Origin of the sequence: Pseudomonas paralactis (assembly GCF_001439735.1) — a bacterium.
GTDB classification, from domain to species: Bacteria; Pseudomonadota; Gammaproteobacteria; order Pseudomonadales; family Pseudomonadaceae; genus Aquipseudomonas; species Aquipseudomonas paralactis.
Window position 1 is genome coordinate 547,426 of the sequence record NZ_JYLN01000003.1, and the last position, 21,357, is coordinate 568,782.

At 61.5% G+C, this 21,357-nt stretch carries 22 protein-coding genes; 16 read left to right on the top strand and 6 right to left on the bottom strand.

Going from position 1 to position 21,357, the window contains the following annotated elements; all coding sequences use genetic code 11:
• Window positions 1-193: 193 nt before the first annotated feature.
• The 9 genes from mdcA to madM all read left to right on the top strand — a co-directional run bounded on the left by mdcA (window position 194) and on the right by madM (window position 7,315).
• Complete coding sequence (gene mdcA, locus TX23_RS10715; protein ID WP_057702133.1) at window positions 194-1,864, top strand: malonate decarboxylase subunit alpha; 1,671 nt, start codon at window positions 194-196, stop codon at window positions 1,862-1,864.
• Entirely contained in the window at window positions 1,865-2,698 is an 834-nt protein-coding gene (locus TX23_RS10720) for a triphosphoribosyl-dephospho-CoA synthase (protein ID WP_057702134.1), read from the top strand.
• Entirely contained in the window at window positions 2,698-2,997 is a 300-nt protein-coding gene (locus TX23_RS10725) for a malonate decarboxylase subunit delta (RefSeq protein WP_057014150.1), read from the top strand. Before TX23_RS10720 ends, TX23_RS10725 begins: the two co-directional genes overlap by 1 nt.
• Entirely contained in the window at window positions 2,990-3,832 is an 843-nt protein-coding gene (locus TX23_RS10730; RefSeq protein WP_057702135.1) for a biotin-independent malonate decarboxylase subunit beta, read from the top strand. The genes TX23_RS10725 and TX23_RS10730 overlap by 8 nt, the downstream gene beginning before the upstream one ends.
• Entirely contained in the window at window positions 3,829-4,599 is a 771-nt protein-coding gene (gene mdcE, locus TX23_RS10735) for a biotin-independent malonate decarboxylase subunit gamma (RefSeq protein WP_057702136.1), read from the top strand. Before TX23_RS10730 ends, mdcE begins: the two co-directional genes overlap by 4 nt.
• Window positions 4,593-5,189: a malonate decarboxylase holo-ACP synthase gene (locus tag TX23_RS10740; RefSeq protein WP_057702137.1), complete on the top strand. Its 597-nt coding sequence runs from the start codon at window positions 4,593-4,595 to the stop codon at window positions 5,187-5,189. The genes mdcE and TX23_RS10740 overlap by 7 nt, the downstream gene beginning before the upstream one ends.
• Window positions 5,186-6,085, top strand: coding sequence for a malonate decarboxylase subunit epsilon (gene mdcH / locus TX23_RS10745; RefSeq protein WP_057702138.1), 900 nt, complete (start codon window positions 5,186-5,188; stop codon window positions 6,083-6,085). Before TX23_RS10740 ends, mdcH begins: the two co-directional genes overlap by 4 nt.
• A 67-nt stretch (window positions 6,086-6,152) precedes the next feature.
• Window positions 6,153-6,545 carry a malonate transporter subunit MadL gene (gene madL, locus TX23_RS10750; protein WP_057702139.1) on the top strand — a complete coding sequence of 131 codons (393 nt, stop codon included), beginning with the start codon at window positions 6,153-6,155 and terminating at the stop codon, window positions 6,543-6,545.
• A 5-nt stretch (window positions 6,546-6,550) separates the two neighbouring features.
• Complete coding sequence (gene madM, locus TX23_RS10755) at window positions 6,551-7,315, top strand: malonate transporter subunit MadM (protein ID WP_057702298.1); 765 nt, start codon at window positions 6,551-6,553, stop codon at window positions 7,313-7,315.
• Window positions 7,316-7,426: 111 nt separating this feature from the next.
• Here madM and TX23_RS10760 read toward each other — a convergent pair whose 3' ends face one another.
• Window positions 7,427-8,341 (bottom strand): LysR family transcriptional regulator, encoded by a 915-nt coding sequence (locus TX23_RS10760; protein WP_057702140.1) that lies wholly within the window; start codon window positions 8,339-8,341, stop codon window positions 7,427-7,429.
• A gap of 144 nt (window positions 8,342-8,485) precedes the next feature.
• Between TX23_RS10760 and trhA the strand changes: the two genes are divergently transcribed.
• A complete protein-coding gene (trhA, locus tag TX23_RS10765) occupies window positions 8,486-9,103 on the top strand; it encodes a PAQR family membrane homeostasis protein TrhA (RefSeq protein ID WP_057702141.1) in 618 nt (205 codons plus the stop codon).
• On the opposite strand, the gene TX23_RS10770 is transcribed toward trhA, so the two are convergent.
• The gene (locus tag TX23_RS10770) at window positions 9,084-10,007 is read right to left on the bottom strand and encodes a LysR family transcriptional regulator (protein ID WP_057702142.1); all 924 of its coding nucleotides are present in this window, start codon (window positions 10,005-10,007) and stop codon (window positions 9,084-9,086) included. The two genes, trhA and TX23_RS10770, sit on opposite strands and share 20 nt — an antisense overlap.
• 104 nt (window positions 10,008-10,111) lie before the next feature.
• On the opposite strand from TX23_RS10770, the gene TX23_RS10775 reads away from it, so the two are divergent.
• The 4 genes from TX23_RS10775 (at window position 10,112) to TX23_RS10790 (ending at window position 14,004) form a co-directional block, all read left to right on the top strand.
• Window positions 10,112-11,353, top strand: a complete 1,242-nt coding sequence (locus tag TX23_RS10775) for a D-amino acid dehydrogenase (protein WP_057702143.1) — start codon at window positions 10,112-10,114, stop codon at window positions 11,351-11,353.
• A gap of 120 nt (window positions 11,354-11,473) precedes the next feature.
• Window positions 11,474-12,715 (top strand): D-amino acid dehydrogenase, encoded by a 1,242-nt coding sequence (locus tag TX23_RS10780; protein ID WP_057702144.1) that lies wholly within the window; start codon window positions 11,474-11,476, stop codon window positions 12,713-12,715.
• 10 nt (window positions 12,716-12,725) lie between these two features.
• The gene (locus TX23_RS10785; RefSeq protein ID WP_057702145.1) at window positions 12,726-13,076 is read left to right on the top strand and encodes a RidA family protein; all 351 of its coding nucleotides are present in this window, start codon (window positions 12,726-12,728) and stop codon (window positions 13,074-13,076) included.
• Window positions 13,077-13,101: 25 nt separating this feature from the next.
• Window positions 13,102-14,004: a transporter substrate-binding domain-containing protein gene (locus TX23_RS10790; RefSeq protein ID WP_057702146.1), complete on the top strand. Its 903-nt coding sequence runs from the start codon at window positions 13,102-13,104 to the stop codon at window positions 14,002-14,004.
• A gap of 523 nt (window positions 14,005-14,527) precedes the next feature.
• On the opposite strand, the gene TX23_RS10795 is transcribed toward TX23_RS10790, so the two are convergent.
• Window positions 14,528-15,247 (bottom strand): 16S rRNA (uracil(1498)-N(3))-methyltransferase, encoded by a 720-nt coding sequence (locus tag TX23_RS10795; protein ID WP_057702147.1) that lies wholly within the window; start codon window positions 15,245-15,247, stop codon window positions 14,528-14,530.
• Between the two features lie 134 nt (window positions 15,248-15,381).
• The gene (locus TX23_RS10800) at window positions 15,382-16,788 is read right to left on the bottom strand and encodes an adenosylmethionine--8-amino-7-oxononanoate transaminase (RefSeq protein WP_057702148.1); all 1,407 of its coding nucleotides are present in this window, start codon (window positions 16,786-16,788) and stop codon (window positions 15,382-15,384) included.
• Between the two features lie 272 nt (window positions 16,789-17,060).
• On the opposite strand from TX23_RS10800, the gene TX23_RS10805 reads away from it, so the two are divergent.
• Both TX23_RS10805 and TX23_RS10810 read left to right on the top strand, forming a co-directional pair.
• Window positions 17,061-17,612 (top strand): cytochrome b, encoded by a 552-nt coding sequence (locus TX23_RS10805; protein WP_032878972.1) that lies wholly within the window; start codon window positions 17,061-17,063, stop codon window positions 17,610-17,612.
• Between the two features lie 32 nt (window positions 17,613-17,644).
• Window positions 17,645-18,244 (top strand): YceI family protein, encoded by a 600-nt coding sequence (locus tag TX23_RS10810; RefSeq protein WP_014720298.1) that lies wholly within the window; start codon window positions 17,645-17,647, stop codon window positions 18,242-18,244.
• 163 nt (window positions 18,245-18,407) lie between these two features.
• On the opposite strand, the gene TX23_RS10815 is transcribed toward TX23_RS10810, so the two are convergent.
• Window positions 18,408-20,291 (bottom strand): DEAD/DEAH box helicase, encoded by a 1,884-nt coding sequence (locus tag TX23_RS10815; RefSeq protein ID WP_057702149.1) that lies wholly within the window; start codon window positions 20,289-20,291, stop codon window positions 18,408-18,410.
• Window positions 20,292-20,513: 222 nt separating this feature from the next.
• Window positions 20,514-21,317: a substrate-binding periplasmic protein gene (locus TX23_RS10820; protein WP_057702150.1), complete on the bottom strand. Its 804-nt coding sequence runs from the start codon at window positions 21,315-21,317 to the stop codon at window positions 20,514-20,516.
• Between the last annotated feature and the right edge of the window lie 40 nt (window positions 21,318-21,357).

Sequence of the window (21,357 nt, forward strand, 5' to 3'; positions counted from 1 at the left end):
AGCTGGCTTGCCTGCGATGGCGGCCTGTCAGTCAACATCTCTGCAGCTGACCCACCGCTATCGCAGGCAAGCCAGCTCCCACAGTTTGATCTTCGTTACTCCAGGCGTAACGGTTCGTCCTCCAGCTTGATTGATGCCCTTGCGCTTCACTCCTAAGGTAAGCCCCACGACAGCAACCCCCCGTGGAGCAACCATGACAACAACCATCACCCCCGACTCGCGCTGGACGCGGCGGCGCGACGAGAAGCAGCGGCGGCTCGGGCTGGTCAAAAAATACGCAGACGGGGCGGTGTTGCCCAGTGACAAGATCGTCGAGGCCCTTGAAGCCTTGATCCTCCCCGGCGACCGGGTGGTGCTGGAGGGCAACAACCAGAAGCAGGCCGACTTCCTCTCGCGCTCCCTGGCCAAGGCCGACCCCGCCAAGCTCCACGATTTGCACATGATCATGCCCAGCGTCGGGCGGGCCGAGCACCTGGACCTGTTTGAAAAGGGCATCGCCCGCAAGCTGGATTTCTCATTCGCCGGCACCCAATCCCTGCGCATCAGCCAATTGCTGGAAGACGGCCTGCTGGAAATCGGCGCGATCCACACCTACATCGAACTTTATGCCCGGCTGGTGGTGGACCTGATCCCCAACGTGGTGCTCTCCGCTGGTTTCATGGCCGACCGTGCCGGTAACATTTATACGGGCGCCAGCACCGAAGATACCCCGGCGCTGATCGAGCCCGCCGCCTTCAGCGATGGCATCGTCATCGTGCAGGTCAATCAGTTGGTGGACGACGTCACCGATTTGCCCCGCGTGGACATCCCCGCGAGCTGGGTCGATTTTGTGGTGGTAGCCGACAGACCGTTCTACATCGAACCGCTGTTCACCCGCGACCCGCGCCACATCAAGCCGGTGCATGTGTTGATGGCGATGATGGCGATCCGTGGCATCTACGAAAAACACAATGTGCAGTCCCTCAACCATGGCATCGGCTTCAATACCGCCGCCATTGAACTGATCCTGCCCACCTACGGCGAATCCCTGGGCCTCAAAGGCAAGATCTGCCGCAACTGGACCCTCAACCCGCACCCCACATTGATCCCGGCGATTGAAAGCGGTTGGGTAGAAAGCGTGCATTGCTTCGGCACCGAACTGGGCATGGAAAACTACATCGCTGCGCGCCCGGATGTGTTCTTCACTGGCCGCGACGGCTCGATGCGCTCCAACCGCATGTTCTGCCAACTCGCCGGCCAATACGCCGTGGACCTGTTTATCGGCGCCACCCTGCAAGTCGATGGCGACGGGCATTCCAGCACCGTGACCCGCGGCCGCCTCGCCGGTTTCGGTGGCGCGCCGAACATGGGCCACGACCCGCGTGGCCGTCGGCACGGCACACCGGCCTGGCTGGATATGCGCCATGACGATGCGCCCGAGGCCTTGCTTGAGCGCGGCAAAAAACTTGTGGTGCAAATGGTCGAGACCTTCCAGGAGGGCGGCAAACCGACCTTTGTCGACACCCTCGACGCGGTGGAAGTGGCCCGCAAAAGCGGCATGCCGCTGGCACCGATCATGATCTACGGCGACGACGTCACCCACCTGCTCACCGAAGAAGGCATCGCTTACCTGTACAAGGCGCGCTCCCTGGAAGAGCGTCAGGCAATGATCGCTGCCGTCGCCGGGGTAACCGCCATCGGTATGCGCCACAACCCCAAGGACACCGCCCGTATGCGTCGCGAAGGCTTGATTGCCTTGCCCGAAGACTTGGGTATCCGCCGCACCGACGCCACCCGCGAACTGTTGGCCGCCAAGAGCGTGGCCGACCTGGTGGAGTGGTCTGGTGGCCTGTACAACCCGCCCGCCAAATTCAGGAGCTGGTAAATGCGCGCGCTCAAACAGCATGAACTGAGCCTGGCCGATCGCCTGGCGGATATGGCCGTCGAGGCGCTGATCGATGAAGCGGATTTGTCGCCCAAACCCGCCCTGGTAGACCGGCGCGGCAACGGCGCCCACAGCGATTTGCACCTGGGCCTGATGCACGCCTCGGCGCTGTCGTTGTGGCCGATGTTCAAGGAAATGGCCGAGGCTGCGATTGAAATCGGCCGAATCGGCCTGCCGCTGCGCGAAGCCCTCGGCCGTATTGGCCGCGAAGGCGAGCAAGCGATGCTCGTTACCACCCACGGCGTAAATACCCATCGTGGCGCGATCTGGGCGCTCGGTTTGCTCACCGCCGCAGCGGCCCTGCATCCCCGCGCCATAGCCCAGACCGCGGCCAAACTGGCTCTGCTCGATGACCGCTTCGCCCCGCAATCGCTGAGCCACGGCGCACAGGTCGCGCAACGCTACGGAGCACGCGGTGCTCGCGAAGAGGCGCAGCTGGGTTTCCCTTCGGTGACGCAACGCGGCCTGCCGCAGCTGCACAAAAGCCGCGAGCAAAACGCCGGTGAGCAAAACGCCCGCCTGGATGCCTTGCTCGCGATCATGACCGAGCTGGCCGACACCTGCGTGCTCTACCGCGCAGGCTACGAAGGCTTGGCCACCATGCAACAGGGCGCCCAGGCCGTGCTTGATGCCGGCGGCAGTGCAACCCTCGCCGGTCGCCGCCAATTGCACGCCCTGGACCAGCAACTGCTGGCGCTGAATGCCTCCCCCGGTGGCGCCGCCGACTTGCTGGCCGCTTGCCTGTTTATCGACCGCCTCGACGGAGCGTTGTGATGGAAACCTTATCCTTTGAATTCCCCGCCGGGCAGCCGCCAAAAGGCCGTGCGCTGGTGGGTTGTGTTGGCTCCGGCGACCTTGAGGTGCTGCTGGAACCGGGCACCGCCGGAACGCTGACCATCCAGGTGCAGACCTCGGTGAATGGCGCGCAGCAACGGTGGCAGCATCTGTTTGAACGCATCTTCCAGGAGCAGACCCCGCCTGCCTTGAAGATCGATATCCACGATTTCGGTGCCACCCCCGGCGTGGTGCGTTTGCGCCTGGAGCAAGGCTTCGAGGAGATCGGCCATGACTGATTTACTCACCAAACACAGCTTTGTCGAACTCGGTGCACGCCAGCGCGCCAAGGCGCTGCTGGATGCTGGCACCTTTCGCGAACTGATCGACCCGTTCCAGCGCGTCATGTCGCCGTGGCTCAGCCGTCAGGGCGTAGTGCCCCAGGCGGATGACGGCGTGGTCATCGCCAAAGGCAGTATCGCCGGTCTACCGGTGGTGATTGCCGCCATCGAAGGAAACTTCCAGGGCGGCAGCCTCGGTGAGGTCGGCGGTGCGAAGATCGCCGGAGCCCTGGAACTGGCCGCCGAGGATAACCGCAACGGCATCCCGACCCGCGCCGTGCTGCTGCTGGAAACCGGTGGCGTGCGCTTGCAGGAAGCCAACCTGGGCCTTGCGGCGATTGCCGATATTCACGCGGCGATTGTCGACCTGCGTCAGTACCAGCCGGTGGTCGGTGTGGTGGCGGGCAGTGTCGGTTGCTTTGGGGGCATGTCCATCGCGGCCGGGCTGTGCAGCTATCTGGTGGTCACTCGCGAAGCGCGCCTGGGGCTGAACGGCCCGCAGGTGATCGAGCAGGAAGCCGGGTTGGAAGAATATGACTCCCGCGACCGCCCGTTTATCTGGAGCCTCACCGGCGGTGAACAACGTTTCAGCAGTGGGTTGGCCGACCGTTATGTGGCCGACGATGTGGCGCAGATCCAGCAAACCGTCAGCGCGCTGTTGCAACACGGCGCGCCCGAACAACAACGCAGTCGCCATGCTGATTTTTACCTGGCGCGCCTGGCCGAACTCGACGCCACGGCGCAGATAGAACCGGCGACGGTGCGTGCGCTGTATCAGGGAGAACGCTCATGAGAGGGTTGCAGTGGTTCAACGCATTGAGCGCCAACGCAACGCCCGTGCAAGGCTTGCCCGACTCGCTGAAAGTGGCAGACGGCATATTGGGTGAACAGGCGGTACGCTTTATCGCCGTGGTCACCGACCCACACAACCGCTTCCCTCGTGCACGCAACGGCGAAGTCGGCCTGCTGGAAGGCTGGGGCCTGGCCAAGGCTGTGGACGACGCCATTGCCCGGGGCGACAAACGCCCCCTCATCGCCATCGTCGACGTGCCCAGCCAAGCCTATGGCCGTCGCGAAGAAGCCCTCGGCATCCATCAAGCCCTGGCCGCTGCGGCCGACAGCTATGCACGCGCACGTCTGGCCGGCCACCCGGTGATTGCGCTGCTGGTGGGCAAGGCCATGTCCGGTGCGTTTCTGGCTCACGGTTACCAGGCCAATCGCCTGATTGCCCTGCGTGATCCTGGCGTGATGGTGCATGCCATGGGCAAAGCCTCGGCCGCCCGGGTGACCTTGCGCAGCGTCGAAGAATTGGAAGCCCTGGCCGCCAGCGTGCCGCCGATGGCCTATGACATTGACAGCTATGCCAGCTTGGGGTTGCTGTGGGAGACGTTGTCAGTCACCGACATTGAACAGCCCACGCCAGATGACGTGGCACGGGTCAGCGATTGCCTGGTGCAGGCAGTCAAGGATATCGGCAGTACCGACTTGAGCTCACGCCTCGGCGCGACCAACCGGGCTGCCTCCAGCCAGGTGCGCCAGCTGTTGCGGGAGCAATGGTGAACGCCCACGATTTGCTTTGGGGCATGACCCCGGCGCACCTGCCTGCGCAAGCGCCTGCCTGGGTGCTGGACGCCATCAGTGCGGGGCATCCGGTGGTGGTGCGACGCGCCATGGCCGAGCCTGGCCAGGTGGCGGTCGGGGTGCGCGGGCGTTTGCGTGAGCAACGGTTTGCGGCGCAGATGCCCGTGCTTGCCGTGCAACGGCGCGTGGCACCCGAAGCCTTGCGGGGGGTGAGTTCAGCACGGGATTTACCGGCGCTGCGGGCGCTCGATCAACTGCGGCCGCTGTTGGCGCACGCAGACTGGGGCGTCAGCGGCAGCGCCGGATTTGAATTGGCCAGCGGCATCGAAGCGTTGCATGCCTTGAGTGACCTGGATTTGATTCTGCGCACCCCCGAGCCGCTGGACCGTAACGCGGCCTGCGCGTTGTTGGCGATACTGGACACCGCGCCATGCCCTGTGGACCTGCAACTGCAAACTCCGTTTGGTGCTGTTGCCCTGCGCGAATGGGCCTCAGGCTCACGCCGCGTACTGCTGAAAACCGCTGGCGGCGCGCACCTTGTACTCGACCCCTGGCAGGCCGTGGCATGAGCAGCCTGTTGGTGTTTCCGGGCCAGGGCGCGCAACGGCCGGGGATGCTCCAGGCATTGCCCACAGAGGCGTTGGAGCAGGCCAGCGATGCGCTGGGCGAGGATGTGCGCCAGCTTGATTCGGCGCAGGCGCTGGCGTCGACTCGCGCTGTTCAGCTGTGCCTGTTGATCGCCGGTGTGGCCCATGCACGGTTGTTGGAGCGTGCGCCGGATTACGTGGCAGGCCTGTCCATCGGTGCCTACCCGGCGGCGGTTATCGCCGGTGCCCTGGACTTCACTCACGCGGTAAAACTGGTCAGCCTGCGTGGTGAGCTGATGCAACAGGCTTATCCACAGGGCTACGGCATGACTGCCCTGATCGGCCCCGATTTATCCACGGTCGAAGCCCTGCTGGCCGCTATCCACAGCCCTGAAACGCCGGTGTATCTGGCCAATATCAACGCCGACAATCAGACCGTGATCGCCGGCAGCAATGAGGCGATGCAGCGTGTCGCCGAGCGCATCAAGGGCAATGGCATCGCCAGGCGTCTGGCCGTGAGCGTGCCGTCCCACTGTGCGCTGCTGGAGGCGCCGGCCCAAGTGCTGGCCCAAGCGTTCGGCCCCCTCAAGGCGCCGCGTATCACCTACCTGAGCAGCACGCGCGCGCGACCTGTTTACAGCCCCGAGCAACTGCGCGATGACCTGGCCTTCAACATGTGCCGCGTCGTCGATTGGCGTGGCACCGTGCAAAGCGCCTACGAGCGCGGTGTGCGGCTGCAGATCGAACTGCCTCCGGGGGCGGTGCTTACCGGTCTGTCACGCCGCGTATTCGAACAAGGCACGGTGATCGCCTGCGAAGGCGCCCGCCTGGACACCTTGCAGGCCCTGCTGCAAGAGGAGGAACGCAGCCACCGATAACGCAGTACCCAAGGCTTTCGAAGCACAAAAACAACAATTTCGAACGAGCACTTTGAGGACAACAACCATGATTATCTACGGTGTGGCTTTTTTGGCGTTCTGCACGTTGGCAGGGCTGTTTGTGGGTGAGTTGCTGGGCAAGCTGCTGGGTATCCCGGCCAATGTCGGCGGGGTGGGTATCGCCATGCTGCTGTTGATCGGCCTGGGCAGCTACCTGAGCAAACGCGGCCTGTTTACCGGCAAATCAGAGCAAGGCGTGAGTTTCTGGGCGGCGGTGTATATCCCGATTGTGGTGGCGATGGCTGCCCAGCAAAACGTGTATGGCGCCATCAGCGGTGGGCCTATGGCGATTCTGGCCGGGACCCTCGCCGTGGTGCTTGGCTTTGCCCTGGTGCCCGTGCTGGTGCGTATCGGTAACCGCGAGCCGGTTGCGGTTGCTCCCACTAAAGAAGCGGGGTGATCGCCATGTACGAATCGATGATGAAAGTGATCACCGGCTACGGCTTGATCAGTGGTTTCGCCGTGATCGGCCTGACCATGTGGGTGTCTTATTGGATCTCCGATACCTTCACCAAGGGCCGCCTGCATGGTTCGGCCATTGCCATTCTGCTGGGGTTGGCGCTGTCGTATGTGGGGGGTGCGTTTACCGGCGGTTCCAAGGGCGTGGTGGATATTCCACTGTTGTCGGGCATCGGCCTGCTGGGCGGTGCGATGCTGCGCGACTTTGCCATTGTCGCCACGGCGTTTGGCGTGAGTGTTGATGAGCTCAAACGCGCCGGCTTCGTGGGTGTGCTGGCGCTGTTTGTCGGCGTGGGCTCGTCGTTCGTTGCCGGGGTCGGGGTGGCGATGGCGTTCGGGTATACCGATGCGGTGAGCCTCACCACCATCGGCGCCGGGGCCGTGACCTATATCGTCGGCCCGGTGACCGGCGCGGCGATTGGGGCCAGCTCCGAGGTGATGGCGCTGTCCATCGCCGCAGGATTGATCAAGGCCATACTGGTGATGGTCATGACACCGTTCGTGGCCCCGCTGATCGGGCTGAACAATCCCCGTAGCGCGGTGATCTTCGGTGGCTTGATGGGTACCTCCAGCGGCGTGGCGGGCGGGTTGGCCGCGACCGATCCGAAGCTGGTGCCTTATGGGTGTTTGACCGCGGCGTTTTATACGGCGCTGGGGTGCTTGTTGGGGCCGTCGTTGTTGTTTCTGGTGATGAGGGGGTTGGTGGGCTGACCTGGGGATTTTCAGTGTCTGGACGGGCGCTATCGGGGGCAAGCCCCCTCCCACATTTTGATCGGTGAGCACATTCCAAGTGTGGGAGGGGGCTTGCCCCCGATGGCATTCTCAAGCCTGGCGATTGGCATACATCCGACACTCCGCCAACAACGCCAGCAGGTTCGGGTCGCGCTCCTTGGCTTTCAAAAACACCACGCCGATCTGCTGCTGCAACCTGTACCTGGGTTGCAGCGGTATCAGCTTCACGCGGTTCTCATACACCGCTGCAATTCGCCCCGGCAGCAGCGCATAGCCCACCCCCGAGCTGACCATGCTCAGCAAGGTGAAGATGTCGTTTACCTGCATCGCCACCTTCGGTTCGAACCCCGCCTGCTTGAACACCCGGTTGCCGTCCTGATGGGTGGCGAAGCCCTGGGTGAGGGTGATAAAGGTGGCGTCGCGTACATCAGCCAGGTCAATTTCCTGATTGCGGTCCAGAGGGGAGTCGGCCGGCGTGGCAAGGAAGATGTCATCGCTGAACAGCGGGATCTGCTCGCAGTCCGGATCATGGGTGTGGTCGTCGAGGGAGATGAGGATCGCATCCACCTCCATGTTCTTGAGCTTGTAGAACAGGTCGAAATTGGAGCCCAGGATCAGGTCGATATTCAGCTCGCTGCGGCGGATCTTCAGGCCCATGATCAGTTGCGGCACGGTCTTGACCGTCAGCGAGTACAGCGAGCCGAGCTTGAAACGTTCGGCGCAGAAGCCGGCGGCTTCGCGGGTCAGGCGCACCCCCTCGACCACATCGGCTATCAGCTTTTGCGCACGTTCTTCGAGCACATAGGCGCTTTCCAGCGGGGTGAGGTTGCGCCCCTCATGTTTGAACAGCGGGCAGCGCAGGGCATTTTCCAGGGAATGGATGGCGCGGTGCACGCTGACGTTGCTGGTTTGCAGTTCGGCGGCGGCGCGGGCCAGGTTGCCGGTGCGCATGAACGCCAGGAAGATTTCCAGCTTCTTGAGGGTGAACTCTTCGTCGATCAGCATGGCCGTGGGCTCTTGTTCGATTGCGCTCGATTGTGCCTGCAAACGCGGCCCTCGTCGCTGGAACGTCACACGCCACTTGCACTCTGATGCGCAAGGCTGGAGGCTTGCCGACAGTCGTCAAAGGTGAGGGGAGGTCAACGATAGATGTATCACGGGGAACGGTTCAACGCCTGGAGCCATTTGCTCGGTGCAGTCGCGGCGTGTATTGGCGCCGTGTGGATGTTGGTGGTGGCGAGCCTGGACGGCAGCCCCTGGAAGATCGTCAGCGTGGCGATTTATGGCTTTACCCTGATGGTGCTGTACAGCGCGTCGACGGTGTACCACAGCGTGCGGGGGCGGCGAAAAGAGATCATGCAGAAGGTCGATCACTTCTCGATCTACCTGTTGATCGCCGGCAGCTACACACCGTTCTGCCTGGTAAGCCTGCGCGGGCCGTGGGGCTGGACGCTGTTCGGGATCGTGTGGGGGCTGGCGGTGATTGGCATCCTGCAAGAGATCAAGCCGCGCTCGGAGGCGCGGATTCTGTCCATCGTGATCTACGCGGTAATGGGCTGGATCGTGCTGGTGGCGGTCAAGCCGCTGATCGCGGCGCTGGGCATGGCAGGGTTTATCTGGTTGGCCGCGGGTGGGGTGTTGTACACCGTGGGCATCATCTTTTTTGCCCTGGAAGATCGCCTGCGTCATTCCCATGGCATCTGGCATTTGTTTGTGATTGGCGGCAGCCTCCTGCATTTTGTGGCGATCATGCATTACGTGCTTTGAGCTGCGGAAGGTCCAGCAACTCACGCGCCCGGGTTCCGAAAATCTGCAGCAGGTGAGCGAACATGTGCGGCGGTGGCGCACCGGCGCGGGTCAGGGCGTACAAGGTGATGGGCAGCGGCGGGGTGAATGGGCGGATACAGGTGGTGGCCGTTGAGGCGCCTAGGGCCGTAAAAGGATCAATCACGGCGAGGCCGGCACCGGATTCCACCATCGCGCGGGCCAGGGAGTAAGTCTGGACGGAGATCGTTACCCGAGGTGCGGGCTCGACATTTTCCAGGTAACCGGCAAGTTTTGCCGCCAACGGATCGGCGCTGGAAAGGCCAATCAACGGCGCTCCTGCCAGGTTTGCCAAGGGCAACGGCTGGTTCAACTCGGTGTCGTGCCAGACCCCCTTGGAGGCCAGCGCGACCAATGCGCCGTTCGCCAGCACTTGGGAGGTCAACCCTGGATGGCCGGAGAAGTTGAGGGTCAGAGCCAGGTCGATTTCGCGCACCAACAGCTTTTGCACCAGTTCGCTGCTATGGTCGCTGGATAGCTCGCAGGTCATGTTCGGATAGTCGCGGGTCCACTCCAGAATCGCCGGTGGCAGCAGTGAAAGTGCCAGTGCCGGGATCGCACCAATGCGTATGCTTTGCCCAGGTTCGCGGCGCAAGCTTCTGGCCAGGCGCCTTACGCCTTGCAAGCTCTCGGTGACTTTCTCGACCTCGCTTTCCAGCGCCAGAGCTTCCGGCGTGGGTTGCAATTTGCCGCGTACCCGCAAGAACAAGGGAAAACCCAGCTGCATTTCGGCGTGCTGCAGCACTTTGGTCACCGCCGGTTGCGACACGTGCAGCAACTGCGCGGCTCCACTGACGGAGCCGGTCTGTCGGATCGCCTGGAAGATTTCGATATGACGTAGACGCATAAAGCCATAACCTTGGTTTATAAACGGCCTACTTTTATTCATTGTGCAAGCGTTGTCACTCCCCCTTAGTCTCGATTTAGTTTCGTGACGTGTGAGGTGACACTTTGGCAAAGCAGGTTTGTATCATCGGTGGGGGCGTCATTGGTCTGACAAGCGCATACGCTCTGGTACGTGCGGGGATGGATGTGACGCTGGTCGAGGGGCAGAAAACCCTGGGTAGCGCCACCAGCTTCGCCAACGGCGGCCAGCTTTCCTATCGGTATGTCACGCCACTGGCGGATGCCGGCATGCCACTCAAGGCGCTCGGTTGGCTACTGCGGGGCGAGCTGCCGGTTAAACTCAGGCTGCGCATGGACCCGCTGCAGTGGCGCTGGCTGGCATCTTTCCTGGGCGCTTGTCGTTCATCGGTCAATCACACCAATTCTCAACATCTCCTGCGCTTGGCGGCGCTGAGCCAGCAGACGCTGGAGAGCTGGCGCCATGAGGACAAGCTCGAAGGATTCAACTGGCAGCGTAACGGCAAGCTGCTGACCTTTCGCTCCTCCGAGAGTTTTGCCCAGGCCCGCCGTAAGTTGAGCGACCCTTTACAGCAGCAAGTGTTGTCGGCCGAGGACTGTCGGCGGTTGGAGCCCTCATTGAGCCCGGGCACGTTCATCGGTGGCGTTTACAACCCTACCGAAGAAGCCGCTGATTGCCACGGGTTTTGCCAGCGCCTGACCGATCATCTGCAAGCCTCCGGGCGATGCCGGTTCTTGCTGGGACGCAAGGTATTGAAGATTCACGAGGCCTTTGGTTCGGTGGTGGCTCTGGAGTTCCAGGATGAAGTGCTGCCGGTGGATAACCTGGTACTGGCCGCCGGATATAACAGCCACAGCCTGTGCTTGCCGGCCCTGAATTTGCCGTTGTACCCGCTCAAAGGCTATAGCCTTACCGTGCCGATTGACGACCAGCATACGGCGTTGAACATCAATGTTACCGACTATGACCGCCGTACCGTCTATGCCCGTATCGGTGAGCAATTGCGCATCGCGGCAATGGTCGACATCGTCGGGTTCAACAGTGCTCCGGAGCCCAAGCGCCTGGCAGTCATAAAACGCCTGGCCCGCCAGACTTTTCCTATGGCCGGGAACTATGACGCCGCTGTTGAATGGGCGGGTATGCGCCCGGCTACACCCTCGGGTCTACCGCTGATTGGCGCCACGGCCTATCGCAATCTTTGGCTCAACCTTGGCCATGGTGCCCTGGGGTTCACCCTCGCGTGTGGCAGTGGACATGTATTGGCCGAGATGATTGACGCACAATCAACGTCTATCGACACACGGGCGTTTCTTCCCAAAGTGGCATGACCTGCCTGCCTGAACGCTAGCCTATAACCTTTAGTTATGCGCGGCTCCTCTTTATTCATTTTCGGCTGCCTGCCCGATGCCCCTACGCTGAGACCTCTTAATCAACGGCTGGGGGCTGGGATGGCCAGGCAGGTTTGCATCATTGGCGGCGGTGTCATCGGATTGGCGAGTGCTTACGCACTGGTTCGAGCCGGCCATGAAGTGACGGTAATCGATGCGCGCGACCGTCTGGGCAGCGAGACCAGCTTCGCCAATGGCGGGCAGTTGTCCTATCGGTATGTCGCTCCGCTGGCTGATGCCGGCGTGCCGCTGCAGGCGATAGGCTGGCTGTTGCGCGGTGACTCGCCCTTGAAGCTGCGTCCCCGGCTCGACCCACAGCAGTGGCGCTGGATGGCGGCCTTTATCGGCGCGTGCCGGGGTTCGGTCAACAGGCGTAACGGTGCCCATCTTCTGCGCCTGGCAACCCTGAGCCAGAGCACGTTGCAGCAGTGGCGCGAGGCTGATCGACTGGACGGCTTCGACTGGCGGCGCAACGGCAAGCTGGTCATGTTCCGCAGCGCCAGCACCTTCGAACAGGCCCGTCGCAAGGTGACAAGTTTCCTGCAGCAACAGGTGCTGTCGCCCGTTGAATGCGCCCGCCTGGAGCCCGCATTGGCGAACGGTGGCTTTGCCGGTGGCATCTATACGCCGAACGAAGAGGTGGGCGATTGCCACGCCTTTTGCCAGCAATTAGCGGCCCGCCTTCAGGCGTCGGGGCGTTGCAGGTTTTTGCTGGGGCGCAAGGTCACCGGGTTGCGCCACGCTGGCGGTGCGGTACAAGCCGTTGAGTTGGGTGACGAGGTGATGCCGGTCGAGCAGTTGGTACTCGCTGCGGGTTATCGCAGTGCTGAGTTGGCACTGCCGGGGTTGTCGGTGCCTGTGTATCCACTCAAGGGCTACAGCTTGAGCGTACCGATTGGCGCGCATCACAAGGCGCCGAGCGTAAGCATCACCGACTACGACCGCAAGATCGTCTACGCGCGCCTGGGTGAGCAACTTCGAGTTGCGGCGATGGTGGATATCGTGGGGTTCGATACTGGCCTTGAGCCTTCGCGACTGGCACTGATTAAACGCCACGCCGTAGAGACGTTTCCTCTGGCTGGCGACTACCAGAACGCGTTCGAATGGGCTGGCATGCGCCCGGCCACGCCAACGGGCGTGCCGCTGATTGGTGCCAGTGGCTATCGCAACCTGTGGCTGAACCTGGGGCACGGTGCCCTTGGCTTTACCTTGGCCTGCGGCAGCGGCCAACTGCTGGCCGAGCTGATCGACCAGCGCACCCCTTCCATTGATATGCAGGGCCTGACGCCCCGCTCCGCTTGAGGATGCAGCCATGACCATTACCCGAATCAACAGCAATGAGCGACTCAGTGGCGCCGTAACCTTCAAGGAACTGGTGTTTCTGTCGGGCCAGGTGCCGGGCGAGGGCCTGGATGTGGCCACCCAAACCCGGGAAGTACTGGCCAGGATTGACGCACTGTTGGCTGAGGCGGGCAGTGATAAGGATCACTTACTCAACGCCACGATTTACCTGAAGGACATCGGTGCCGGTTTTGCACCGATGAATGATGTCTGGTCCGAGTGGCTCTCGCCAGGCATGGCGCCCACGCGCACTACCTTGCAAGCAGAGCTGGCGCGACCGAGTGTGCTGGTGGAAATCAGCGTGATTGCAGTACGTAAATAACCTCAAAGACCAACGGAGAATAACAATGAAAAAGATCCTGTTGACGGGCTGCACCCTGGGCCTTTTGTGGGGCGCGCAGGCGCATGCAACCGAAGCGCCGCTGGAGGGCACCTTGAGCAAGATCGCCAGCGCCAAGTCCATCACCCTGGGTTACCGCGATGCGTCGGTGCCGTTTTCCTACGTGGGGGATAGCAGTGGTAAACCGATGGGCTACTCGGTGGACCTGGCAAACAAAATTGTCGAGCGTATCCAGCAGAAAACCTCAGTGGGCGACCTCAAGGTGAAGTACAACCTGGTGACGTCCCAAACCCGGATCCCACTGGTGCAGAACGGCACTGTCGATCTGGAGTGCGGCTCCACCGGCGTGACGGCTGAGCGGCAGAAGCAAGTGGCGTTCTCCTACGGGTTTATCTACGTAAAAGGCCAGTTGCTGACGGCCAAGGACAGCGGGATCAAAGGCTTTACCGACCTTGCGGGCAAGAATGTGGTGACCACTGCCGGCACCACCAATGAGCGCTTCCTCAAAAGTTATAACGCTGAACACAAAGCCAATATGTTCGTGATCAGTGCCAAGGACCATGGCGAAGCGTTCAAGATGCTTGAGACTGGCCGGGCCGTAGCGTTCTATATGGACGACGCGTTGCTCTACGGCGAGCGGGCCAAGGCCAGGGACCCGCATCATTGGGTGGTGGTGGGCGAGGAGCAATCGCGAGAGATCTACAGTTGCATGGTGCGCAAGGATGATCCGCAGTTTCTTGCAGTGGTCAACGAGACTTTGGGCGATCTGTACCGCTCAGGTGAGATCAACGGGATTTACCAGCGCTGGTTTGAACAGCCGATCCCGCCGAAGGGCTTGAACCTGGAATTCCCGATGACCCGCGAGTTGAAAGCGATCATCGCCCAGCCGGTGAGTGACCCGGTGGAGTAAGTTTGGAGCAACCCGATAAAACTGTGGGAGCTGGCTTGCCTGCGATAGCGGTCTGTCAGTTGTAGATTAACTGCCTGAACCACCGCTATCGCAGCATGGGTATCTACACAACTTCGGCGCGACGCTAAATCTGTGGCGAGGGAGCTTGCTCCCGTGACGGCCTGGCAGCCGACACAGATATAACTGATGCCCCGCGATCCAATGTGGGAGCTGGCTTGCCTGCGAAGACGGCCTGACAGTCAACACAGTTGGACCGTGTACATATCCATTCCTGCGGTAACGGCCACTTAGGGTTCCGCTCTGACAGCGGGTCACTTTGGAAAAGAGCCGGAATGCCGGCCCAGCCCAAAGTAACCAAAGGGCTCTTGCCCCCCCAAATCCCTGGCGAATTCCGGCCAGCGTGGTTTGACGGGGCGCCTAAGATCAAGATCAAAAGCAGATCAAGAGCGGCTCGCTTCGCATCGTGGTTTGTGTAGATACCTATGGCTATCGCAGGCAAGCCAGCTCCCACATTTGATTAGGTTTAGAAGTCGCCCCAGAGTTGTTGGGCGACGGATAGTGCGACGACGGGGGCGGTCTCGGTACGCAACACTCGCGGGCCGAGGCGAGCGGCGTGGTAGCCGGCGTCTTGGGCGGTCTCGACTTCATTATCGGTGAGCCCCCCTTCGGGGCCGATCAAGAACGCTAGGCTGGATGGCTTGGCGTGGCTGATCATCGGCTCTGCCACCGGGTGCAGCACCAGCTTCAAGTCCGCCTCGGTTTGCTTGAACCAGTCTGCCAGCAAGAGCGGTGGGTGAATCACCGGCACCGTCGAACGTCCACATTGCTCACACGCACTGATAGCTACCTGGCGCCAGTGCAGCAGGCGTTTGTCGGCGCGTTCGTCCTTGAGGCGTACTTCGCAGCGCTCGCTGAAGATCGGCGTGATTGCATTGACGCCCAGTTCAGTGGCTTTCTGGATCGCCCAATCCATGCGTTCACCCCGGGACAGGCCTTGGCCCAGGTGGATATGCAGCGGCGATTCGGCCTGGCCGGCAAAGCTTTGCGTCAGTTGCACGGTGACGCGCTTTTTACCGACGTCCAGCAGCGTGCCAATAAACTCCTGGCCAGAGCCGTCGAACAATTGCACGGCATCGCCTTCACCCATGCGCAACACACGGCTGATGTAATGCGCCTGGGCTTCGGGCAGTTCGTGGTCACCGAGACTCAGCGGGGTGTCGGTGAAAAAGCGGGACAGTCTCATTTCTGTTCTCTGAAGAAGTTGATGTAGGAGCGAGGGGGACGCCTGGTTCTTGCTCGCGAAAAACGTACATTCGACGCAGTGGCGCGCCTGGAATGCCTTCGCGAGCAAGCTCGCTCCTACAAGGATTTAGGCAATCAACCCGGATCACGGAAGCCTGGATGGAAATCTTTCGGCACCGCCACACTGACCTTGCTGTTGGTGGCGATATCGATCCCCTCGCTGGCGACTTCGGCCAGAAAGTCGATCTGCTCGGGGGTAATCACATAAGGCGGCAGGAAATACACCACGCTGCCCAATGGCCGCAGCAGCGCACCGCGCTCCAGTGCGTGCTCGAAGACCTTCAGGCCACGGCGTTCCTGCCACGGGTAGGCGGCCTTGGTGGCTTTGTCCTGCACCATCTCGATGGCCAGCACCATGCCGGTCTGGCGCACTTCCGACACGTGAGGATGGTCCACCAGGTGCGCGGTGGCGGTCGCCATGCGTTGGGCCAGGGCCTTGTTGTTTTCGATGACGTTGTCTTCTTCGAAAATATCCAGGGTTGCCAACGCCGCCGCGCACGCCAACGGATTGCCAGTGTAACTGTGGGAGTGCAGGAAGGCGCGCAGGGTAGGGTAGTCATCGTAGAACGCGTCGTAGACATCGTCGGTGGTGACTACGGCGGCCAGCGGCAAGTAGCCGCCGGTGAGGGCCTTGGACAGGCACAGGAAGTCCGGGCGAATGCCGGCTTGTTCACAGGCGAACATGCTGCCGGTGCGGCCGAAGCCCACGGCGATTTCGTCGTGGATCAGGTGCACGCCGTAGCGGTCGCAGGCTTCGCGCAGCAGCTTGAGGTACACCGGGTGGTACATCCTCATGCCACCGGCGCCCTGGATCAGTGGCTCGACAATCACGGCGGCAACGCTGTCGTGGTGGTCGGCCAGGGTCTGTTCCATGGCCAGGAACATGTTGCGTGAATGTTCTTCCCAGCTCATGCCTTCGGGGCGCAGGTAGCAATCGGGGCTTGGCACCTTGATGGTGTCGAGCAGCAGCGCCTTGTAGGTCTCGGTAAACAGCGGCACATCGCCCACCGACATCGCGGCGATGGTTTCGCCGTGGTAGCTGTTGGTCAGGGTGACGAAGCGCTTCTTGTTCGGCAGGCCGCGGTTGAGCCAGTAGTGAAAGCTCATCTTCAACGCGACTTCGATACAGGATGAGCCGTTATCGGCGTAGAAACAGCGCGTCAGACCTTCAGGCGTCATCTGCACCAGGCGTTCGGACAACTCGATCACCGGTTGATGGCTGAAACCAGCGAGGATTACGTGTTCAAGCTGATCGACCTGGTCCTTGATGCGCTGGTTGATGCGCGGGTTGGCGTGGCCGAACACGTTGACCCACCAGGAACTGACGGCGTCGAGGTAGCGCTTGCCTTCGAAGTCTTCCAGCCATACGCCTTCACCGCGCTTGATCGGGATCAGCGGCAGTTGCTGGTGGTCTTTCATCTGGGTGCAGGGATGCCACAGCACCGCGAGATCGCGTTGCATCCACTGGTTATTCAAGCCCATCGGTGATCTCCTCGAAGCGGTCCTGCGATCGGCGCAGGCGAAACAATCGCGCAAGCCTATGCAATGGTGACTTGGGTCACAAGCCATTGTGGGCAAATTCGCGGTAAATGCAGGACGGTCTGTCACGTTTCTTGGGAATAGTCTTAATCCCTTGTTAATTTATGATGCATAGCCTCTTTATCGTATTTCTCGATATTTCAAAGCAAAATTTTCCGCTTTAATTCGATAGGTAAAGCGCTAGTCTTGGGCACAGTTCTTACGGGATTAAGTACATGCAGCTACGCAATTCGCCGGCCCGCTATGGTTGGGTCAGCATGGTTTTGCACTGGGGCGTAGCTCTGGTGGTGTTCGGTTTATTCGCCTTGGGCTTGTGGATGGTCGGCCTCGACTATTACAGCGCCTGGCGTAAAGATGCACCCGACCTGCACAAGAGCATTGGCATTACGCTGTTCGCCATCATGCTGGTACGTATTGTCTGGCGCCTGGTCAGCCCGCCGCCGCCACCGCTGGCCAGCTATAGCCGTATGACGCGGATCGGTGCTGCATTTGGACATGCTTTCCTGTATCTCGGGCTGTTTGCCGTGATGATTGCCGGTTACCTGATTTCCACCGCAGACGGTGTCGGTATCCCGGTCTTTGGTCTGTTTGAAATTCCTGCCGTGGTTTCCGGTCTACCGGACCAGGCAGACACCGCCGGTTGGGTGCATTTGTACCTGGCCTGGGTGTTGGTGGTCTTCGCCGGTTTGCATGGCGTGGCTGCGTTGAAACACCACTTTATCGATCGTGATGCGACCCTGACACGAATGCTGGGGCGCAAAGCCTGATGTTCAACCTCGACTCACAAGGAATAGAAAGCATGTTGAAAAAAACACTCGCTGCGCTGGCAATCGGTTCTGCACTGCTGTCCGCAGGTTCGGCGATGGCCGCTGACTACGTGATCGACAAGGAGGGCCAGCACGCCTTCGTCGATTTCAAAATCAGCCACCTGGGCTACAGCTACATTACCGGTACCTTCAAGGACCTGGACGGCAAGTTCAGCTTTGATGCGGCCAAGCCGGAAGACGCCAAGATCGAAGTTAACGTGCGTACTGCCAGCGTGTTCTCCAACCACGCCGAGCGTGACAAGCACGTCAACAGCAAGGATTTCCTGGAGTCGGGCAAATTCCCGGATGCCAAGTTTGTCTCCACCAGCGTCAAGCCAACTGGCAAAAATGCTGATGGCAAGCTGACCGCTGACGTGACCGGCGACCTGACCTTCCACGGTGTGACCAAGCCGATCCTGGTTAAAGCCACGTTCCTGGGCGAAGGCAAGGATCCATGGGGCGGCTACCGTGCCGGTTTTGAAGGCACCACCAACATCAGCCGCAAGGAGTTCAACAAAGACGGTATGGACGTAGGTCCACAGTCTGACAATGTTCAGCTCTACATCACCTTTGAAGGTGTGAAAGCGAAGTAATGCTTCGTATGTAGGAGCGAGCTTGCTCGCGAAAAACGTAGAGACACCGCGTTTTTTCAGGCTGCCAGCGTTATCGTTGACGACCTTCGCGAGCAAGCTCGCTCCTACAGCTTTAAACAAAAAAGCCCCGCATCTTTCGATGCGGGGCTTTTTTGGTTTAAAACTAGCGGTTGCGAGTCAGCAGCGCTGGTTTCTCACCACGAGGGCGGCCTGGCAGTTGGTCCAACTGCTCAGGTGTCGGGAAGCGATCCGCTTTCGACTCCTTGTGGATGATCTTCGGCGCGGGGCCACCACGCGGGTTTTGCACTGCGGGCTCGGACAAACGTGGCTGGTCGTCACGGGCCGGGCGGCGGTTGTTGCTGCGCGAGTCCTCGCGACGGGCCTGGCCGTCACGCGGTGCACCGTTGCGCGGGCCGTTGCGCTTGGCAGGCGGAGTACCGGTGGTGCCGCCGCTGCTGTTGCGAGGGCCGTTTTGACGGCCACCCTGTGGCTGTCCACCACGGGGGGCACCCGCACCGGCGCCCTGTGCCGGGGCACCTGGACGACGGCCACGGCCCTGGGCCGGTTTGGCCTGGGGCACGTAGTCGACGCGGTTACCGAAGTTATCCACATCATCGTCGAGGAACTCGTCCGGGGCGCGGTCGGCAGCGGCGCGTGGCGGCTGGCTCGGCTGGCGCTGTTCGCGGGCCGGGGTGCCTTCACGTGGCTTTTGCTCGCGGGCCGGGCGTTCGCCACGGCTGCTGGTGGCGGACTTTTCCTTGCCCTTGTCCTTGCCTTTGTCGCGACGACCACCGCCACCACCGCCGCCGTTCGGGCCATCGCCCTTCGGACCGCGTGGGTTGCGCGGGTTACGCACATCCGGACGCTCGCGCGCTTCAGGCTTTTCGGCCTCCACGGCGCTGGCATCGAAGCCCATCAGGTCGCCGTCGGCGATTTTCTGCTTGGTCATGCGCTCGATGCTTTTCAGCAGTTTTTCTTCGTCCGGCGCGACCAGAGAAATGGCCTCGCCCGAACGACCGGCACGGCCAGTACGGCCGATACGGTGCACGTAATCTTCATCGACGTTCGGCAGCTCGAAGTTGACCACGTGTGGCAATTGGTCGATATCCAGGCCGCGGGCGGCGATATCGGTGGCGACCAGGATGCGCACAGTGCCGGCCTTGAAGTCGGCCAGGGCTTTGGTGCGCGCGTTCTGGCTCTTGTTGCCGTGGATGGCGACGGCGGTGAGGCCGTGCTTGTCCAGGTACTCGGCCAGGCGGTTGGCGCCGTGCTTGGTGCGGGTGAACACCAGCACCTGTTCCCACGCGCCGTGGGTGATCAGGTGCGCCAGCAGCGAGCGCTTGTGGCTGGCGGCCAGGCGGAATACGCGTTGCTCGATACGCTCGACCGTGGTGTTCGGTGGCGTGACTTCGATGCGCTCCGGGTTGTGCAGCAGCTTGCCGGCCAGGGCGGTGATGTCCTGGGAAAACGTTGCCGAAAACAGCAGGTTCTGACGTTTGGCCGGCAGGCGCGCGAGGACCTTTTTCACGTCATGGACAAAGCCCATGTCGAGCATACGGTCGGCTTCGTCCAGCACGAGGATTTCCACGTGGGACAAATCGACGCTGCCCTGGCCGCACAGGTCGAGCAAACGACCCGGGCAGGCGACCAGTACGTCAACGCCGCGGGACATGGCCTGAACCTGTGGGTTCATGCCGACGCCGCCGAAGATGCAGGCGCTGACGAACTTCAGGTCGCGGGCATACAGCTTGAAGCTGTCGTGCACTTGGGCGGCGAGTTCGCGGGTTGGGGTCAGGACCAGTACACGCGGTTGGCGCGGGCCGTGACGCTGGGATTTGTCCGGGTGACCGTTGGGAAACAACCGCTCCAGAATCGGGAGGGCGAAACCACCGGTTTTACCAGTACCTGTCTGAGCCGCGACCATCAGGTCGCGACCTTGCAACACGGCGGGAATGGCCCGCTGTTGCACCGGAGTAGGCTCGGTATAGCCCGCTGCCTCGATGGCGCGGACTAAAGCCTCGGAGAGACCGAGGGAAGCAAAGGACATGAGTAATCCTGTTTTAGTTAGGGCTTGGCCCAAAGGGATAATCTTGCCGGGCGTGAATGGCGCTTAGGGGAGCGCAATCCCGTCCGGTCCTGCTGTGTCTGGCGGGCACTCCATCGGCTCGCGCGGGCTGCAAAGCTGCGCAGTAGCTGGGTTGGGTGCCTTTTTCAAGACCCGAGCGGCCGGGCGTAAGCCTGGCGGAAAGGCCGGAGTATAACAGAGCAATCACGGCGCGCTGCTTTCCTGCTGCTCAACGGCGTCTGCGGAGGCTGATATCGGGGCGGTTTGCGCCTGCATCCCACCATATTTTGCGCTCAAGGCGGCATAGGCCGGCTCTTGCTTGAAGCGCTTGAGCTCGGCGGCAAAGCGCTGTACCAGCAGGTCCATGCCGGCTCCACGGCGCACCGCGAGAAATTGTTGCTGGCGGCTGACCACCATTGCCGCCTGGCTGACTTTGCCCTCAAGGCCCAGGGTCTTGATGATGTGTTGCCCCACCCGCCGGTCAGTCACGACCATATCGATGCGCCCGAGCATCAGTTTGCCGAAGTTGGCTTCATGGCTGGGAGCGGGTTCGCGCTCGAATGCGTCAGAGCCACTGAATGCTTGGCCATAGAGATAGCCGGGCGAAATGCCGACAGTCAGGCCGCGCAGCTCATCGAGGGTTTCGGCGGGGTGAGGGCGTTCATTGGCGTAGAACAGGACGAATTCAACTTGCGACAAGGGTTCGCTGGGGTAGAGCAACTGGGCGTCGCGCTCATGGCTGTGGAAGATATCCAGCGCCCCGTCGGCGTGGCCCTGATCGAGCATCGCCAGGCAGCGCTTCCAGGGCAGGAACTGCCATTGCACCTCCACGCCCAGGCGCTGGAACACGATCACGGTGGTTTCGTAATCCAGGCCGGCCATGTTGCCGTTATCGTCGTAGACATAGGGGGCCCAGGGCTCGGTGACAATGCGCAGTTTCTCGCCATGAGCGGCCAGGCTCAGGCAAGAAAAAAGCACAGCGGTCAGTAGCTTGAAAATGGTGGGCATACCTTGAGGTTACGATGCTCCCGGAAGAAAGAGAAGCTCT

Excerpts from the sequence above, each read along its gene's own strand:
- TX23_RS10805 (WP_032878972.1), top strand. The coding sequence starts at position 17,061 with ATGCAGCTACGCAATTCGCCGGCCCGCTATGGTTGGGTCAGCATGGTT.
- TX23_RS10790 (WP_057702146.1), top strand. The coding sequence starts at position 13,102 with ATGAAAAAGATCCTGTTGACGGGCTGCACCCTGGGCCTTTTGTGGGGC.
- mdcE (WP_057702136.1), top strand. The coding sequence starts at position 3,829 with ATGAGAGGGTTGCAGTGGTTCAACGCATTGAGCGCCAACGCAACGCCC.
- mdcH (WP_057702138.1), top strand. The coding sequence starts at position 5,186 with ATGAGCAGCCTGTTGGTGTTTCCGGGCCAGGGCGCGCAACGGCCGGGG.
- TX23_RS10810 (WP_014720298.1), top strand. The coding sequence starts at position 17,645 with ATGTTGAAAAAAACACTCGCTGCGCTGGCAATCGGTTCTGCACTGCTG.
- madM (WP_057702298.1), top strand. The coding sequence starts at position 6,551 with ATGTACGAATCGATGATGAAAGTGATCACCGGCTACGGCTTGATCAGT.
- TX23_RS10740 (WP_057702137.1), top strand. The coding sequence starts at position 4,593 with ATGGTGAACGCCCACGATTTGCTTTGGGGCATGACCCCGGCGCACCTG.
- TX23_RS10815 (WP_057702149.1), bottom strand. The coding sequence starts at position 20,291 with ATGTCCTTTGCTTCCCTCGGTCTCTCCGAGGCTTTAGTCCGCGCCATC.
- TX23_RS10770 (WP_057702142.1), bottom strand. The coding sequence starts at position 10,007 with ATGCGTCTACGTCATATCGAAATCTTCCAGGCGATCCGACAGACCGGC.
- TX23_RS10820 (WP_057702150.1), bottom strand. The coding sequence starts at position 21,317 with ATGCCCACCATTTTCAAGCTACTGACCGCTGTGCTTTTTTCTTGCCTG.
- madL (WP_057702139.1), top strand. The coding sequence starts at position 6,153 with ATGATTATCTACGGTGTGGCTTTTTTGGCGTTCTGCACGTTGGCAGGG.
- TX23_RS10730 (WP_057702135.1), top strand. The coding sequence starts at position 2,990 with ATGACTGATTTACTCACCAAACACAGCTTTGTCGAACTCGGTGCACGC.
- TX23_RS10760 (WP_057702140.1), bottom strand. The coding sequence starts at position 8,341 with ATGCTGATCGACGAAGAGTTCACCCTCAAGAAGCTGGAAATCTTCCTG.
- TX23_RS10780 (WP_057702144.1), top strand. The coding sequence starts at position 11,474 with ATGGCCAGGCAGGTTTGCATCATTGGCGGCGGTGTCATCGGATTGGCG.
- TX23_RS10795 (WP_057702147.1), bottom strand. The coding sequence starts at position 15,247 with ATGAGACTGTCCCGCTTTTTCACCGACACCCCGCTGAGTCTCGGTGAC.
- TX23_RS10800 (WP_057702148.1), bottom strand. The coding sequence starts at position 16,788 with ATGGGCTTGAATAACCAGTGGATGCAACGCGATCTCGCGGTGCTGTGG.
- TX23_RS10725 (WP_057014150.1), top strand. The coding sequence starts at position 2,698 with ATGGAAACCTTATCCTTTGAATTCCCCGCCGGGCAGCCGCCAAAAGGC.
- mdcA (WP_057702133.1), top strand. The coding sequence starts at position 194 with ATGACAACAACCATCACCCCCGACTCGCGCTGGACGCGGCGGCGCGAC.
- TX23_RS10720 (WP_057702134.1), top strand. The coding sequence starts at position 1,865 with ATGCGCGCGCTCAAACAGCATGAACTGAGCCTGGCCGATCGCCTGGCG.
- trhA (WP_057702141.1), top strand. The coding sequence starts at position 8,486 with ATGTATCACGGGGAACGGTTCAACGCCTGGAGCCATTTGCTCGGTGCA.
- TX23_RS10785 (WP_057702145.1), top strand. The coding sequence starts at position 12,726 with ATGACCATTACCCGAATCAACAGCAATGAGCGACTCAGTGGCGCCGTA.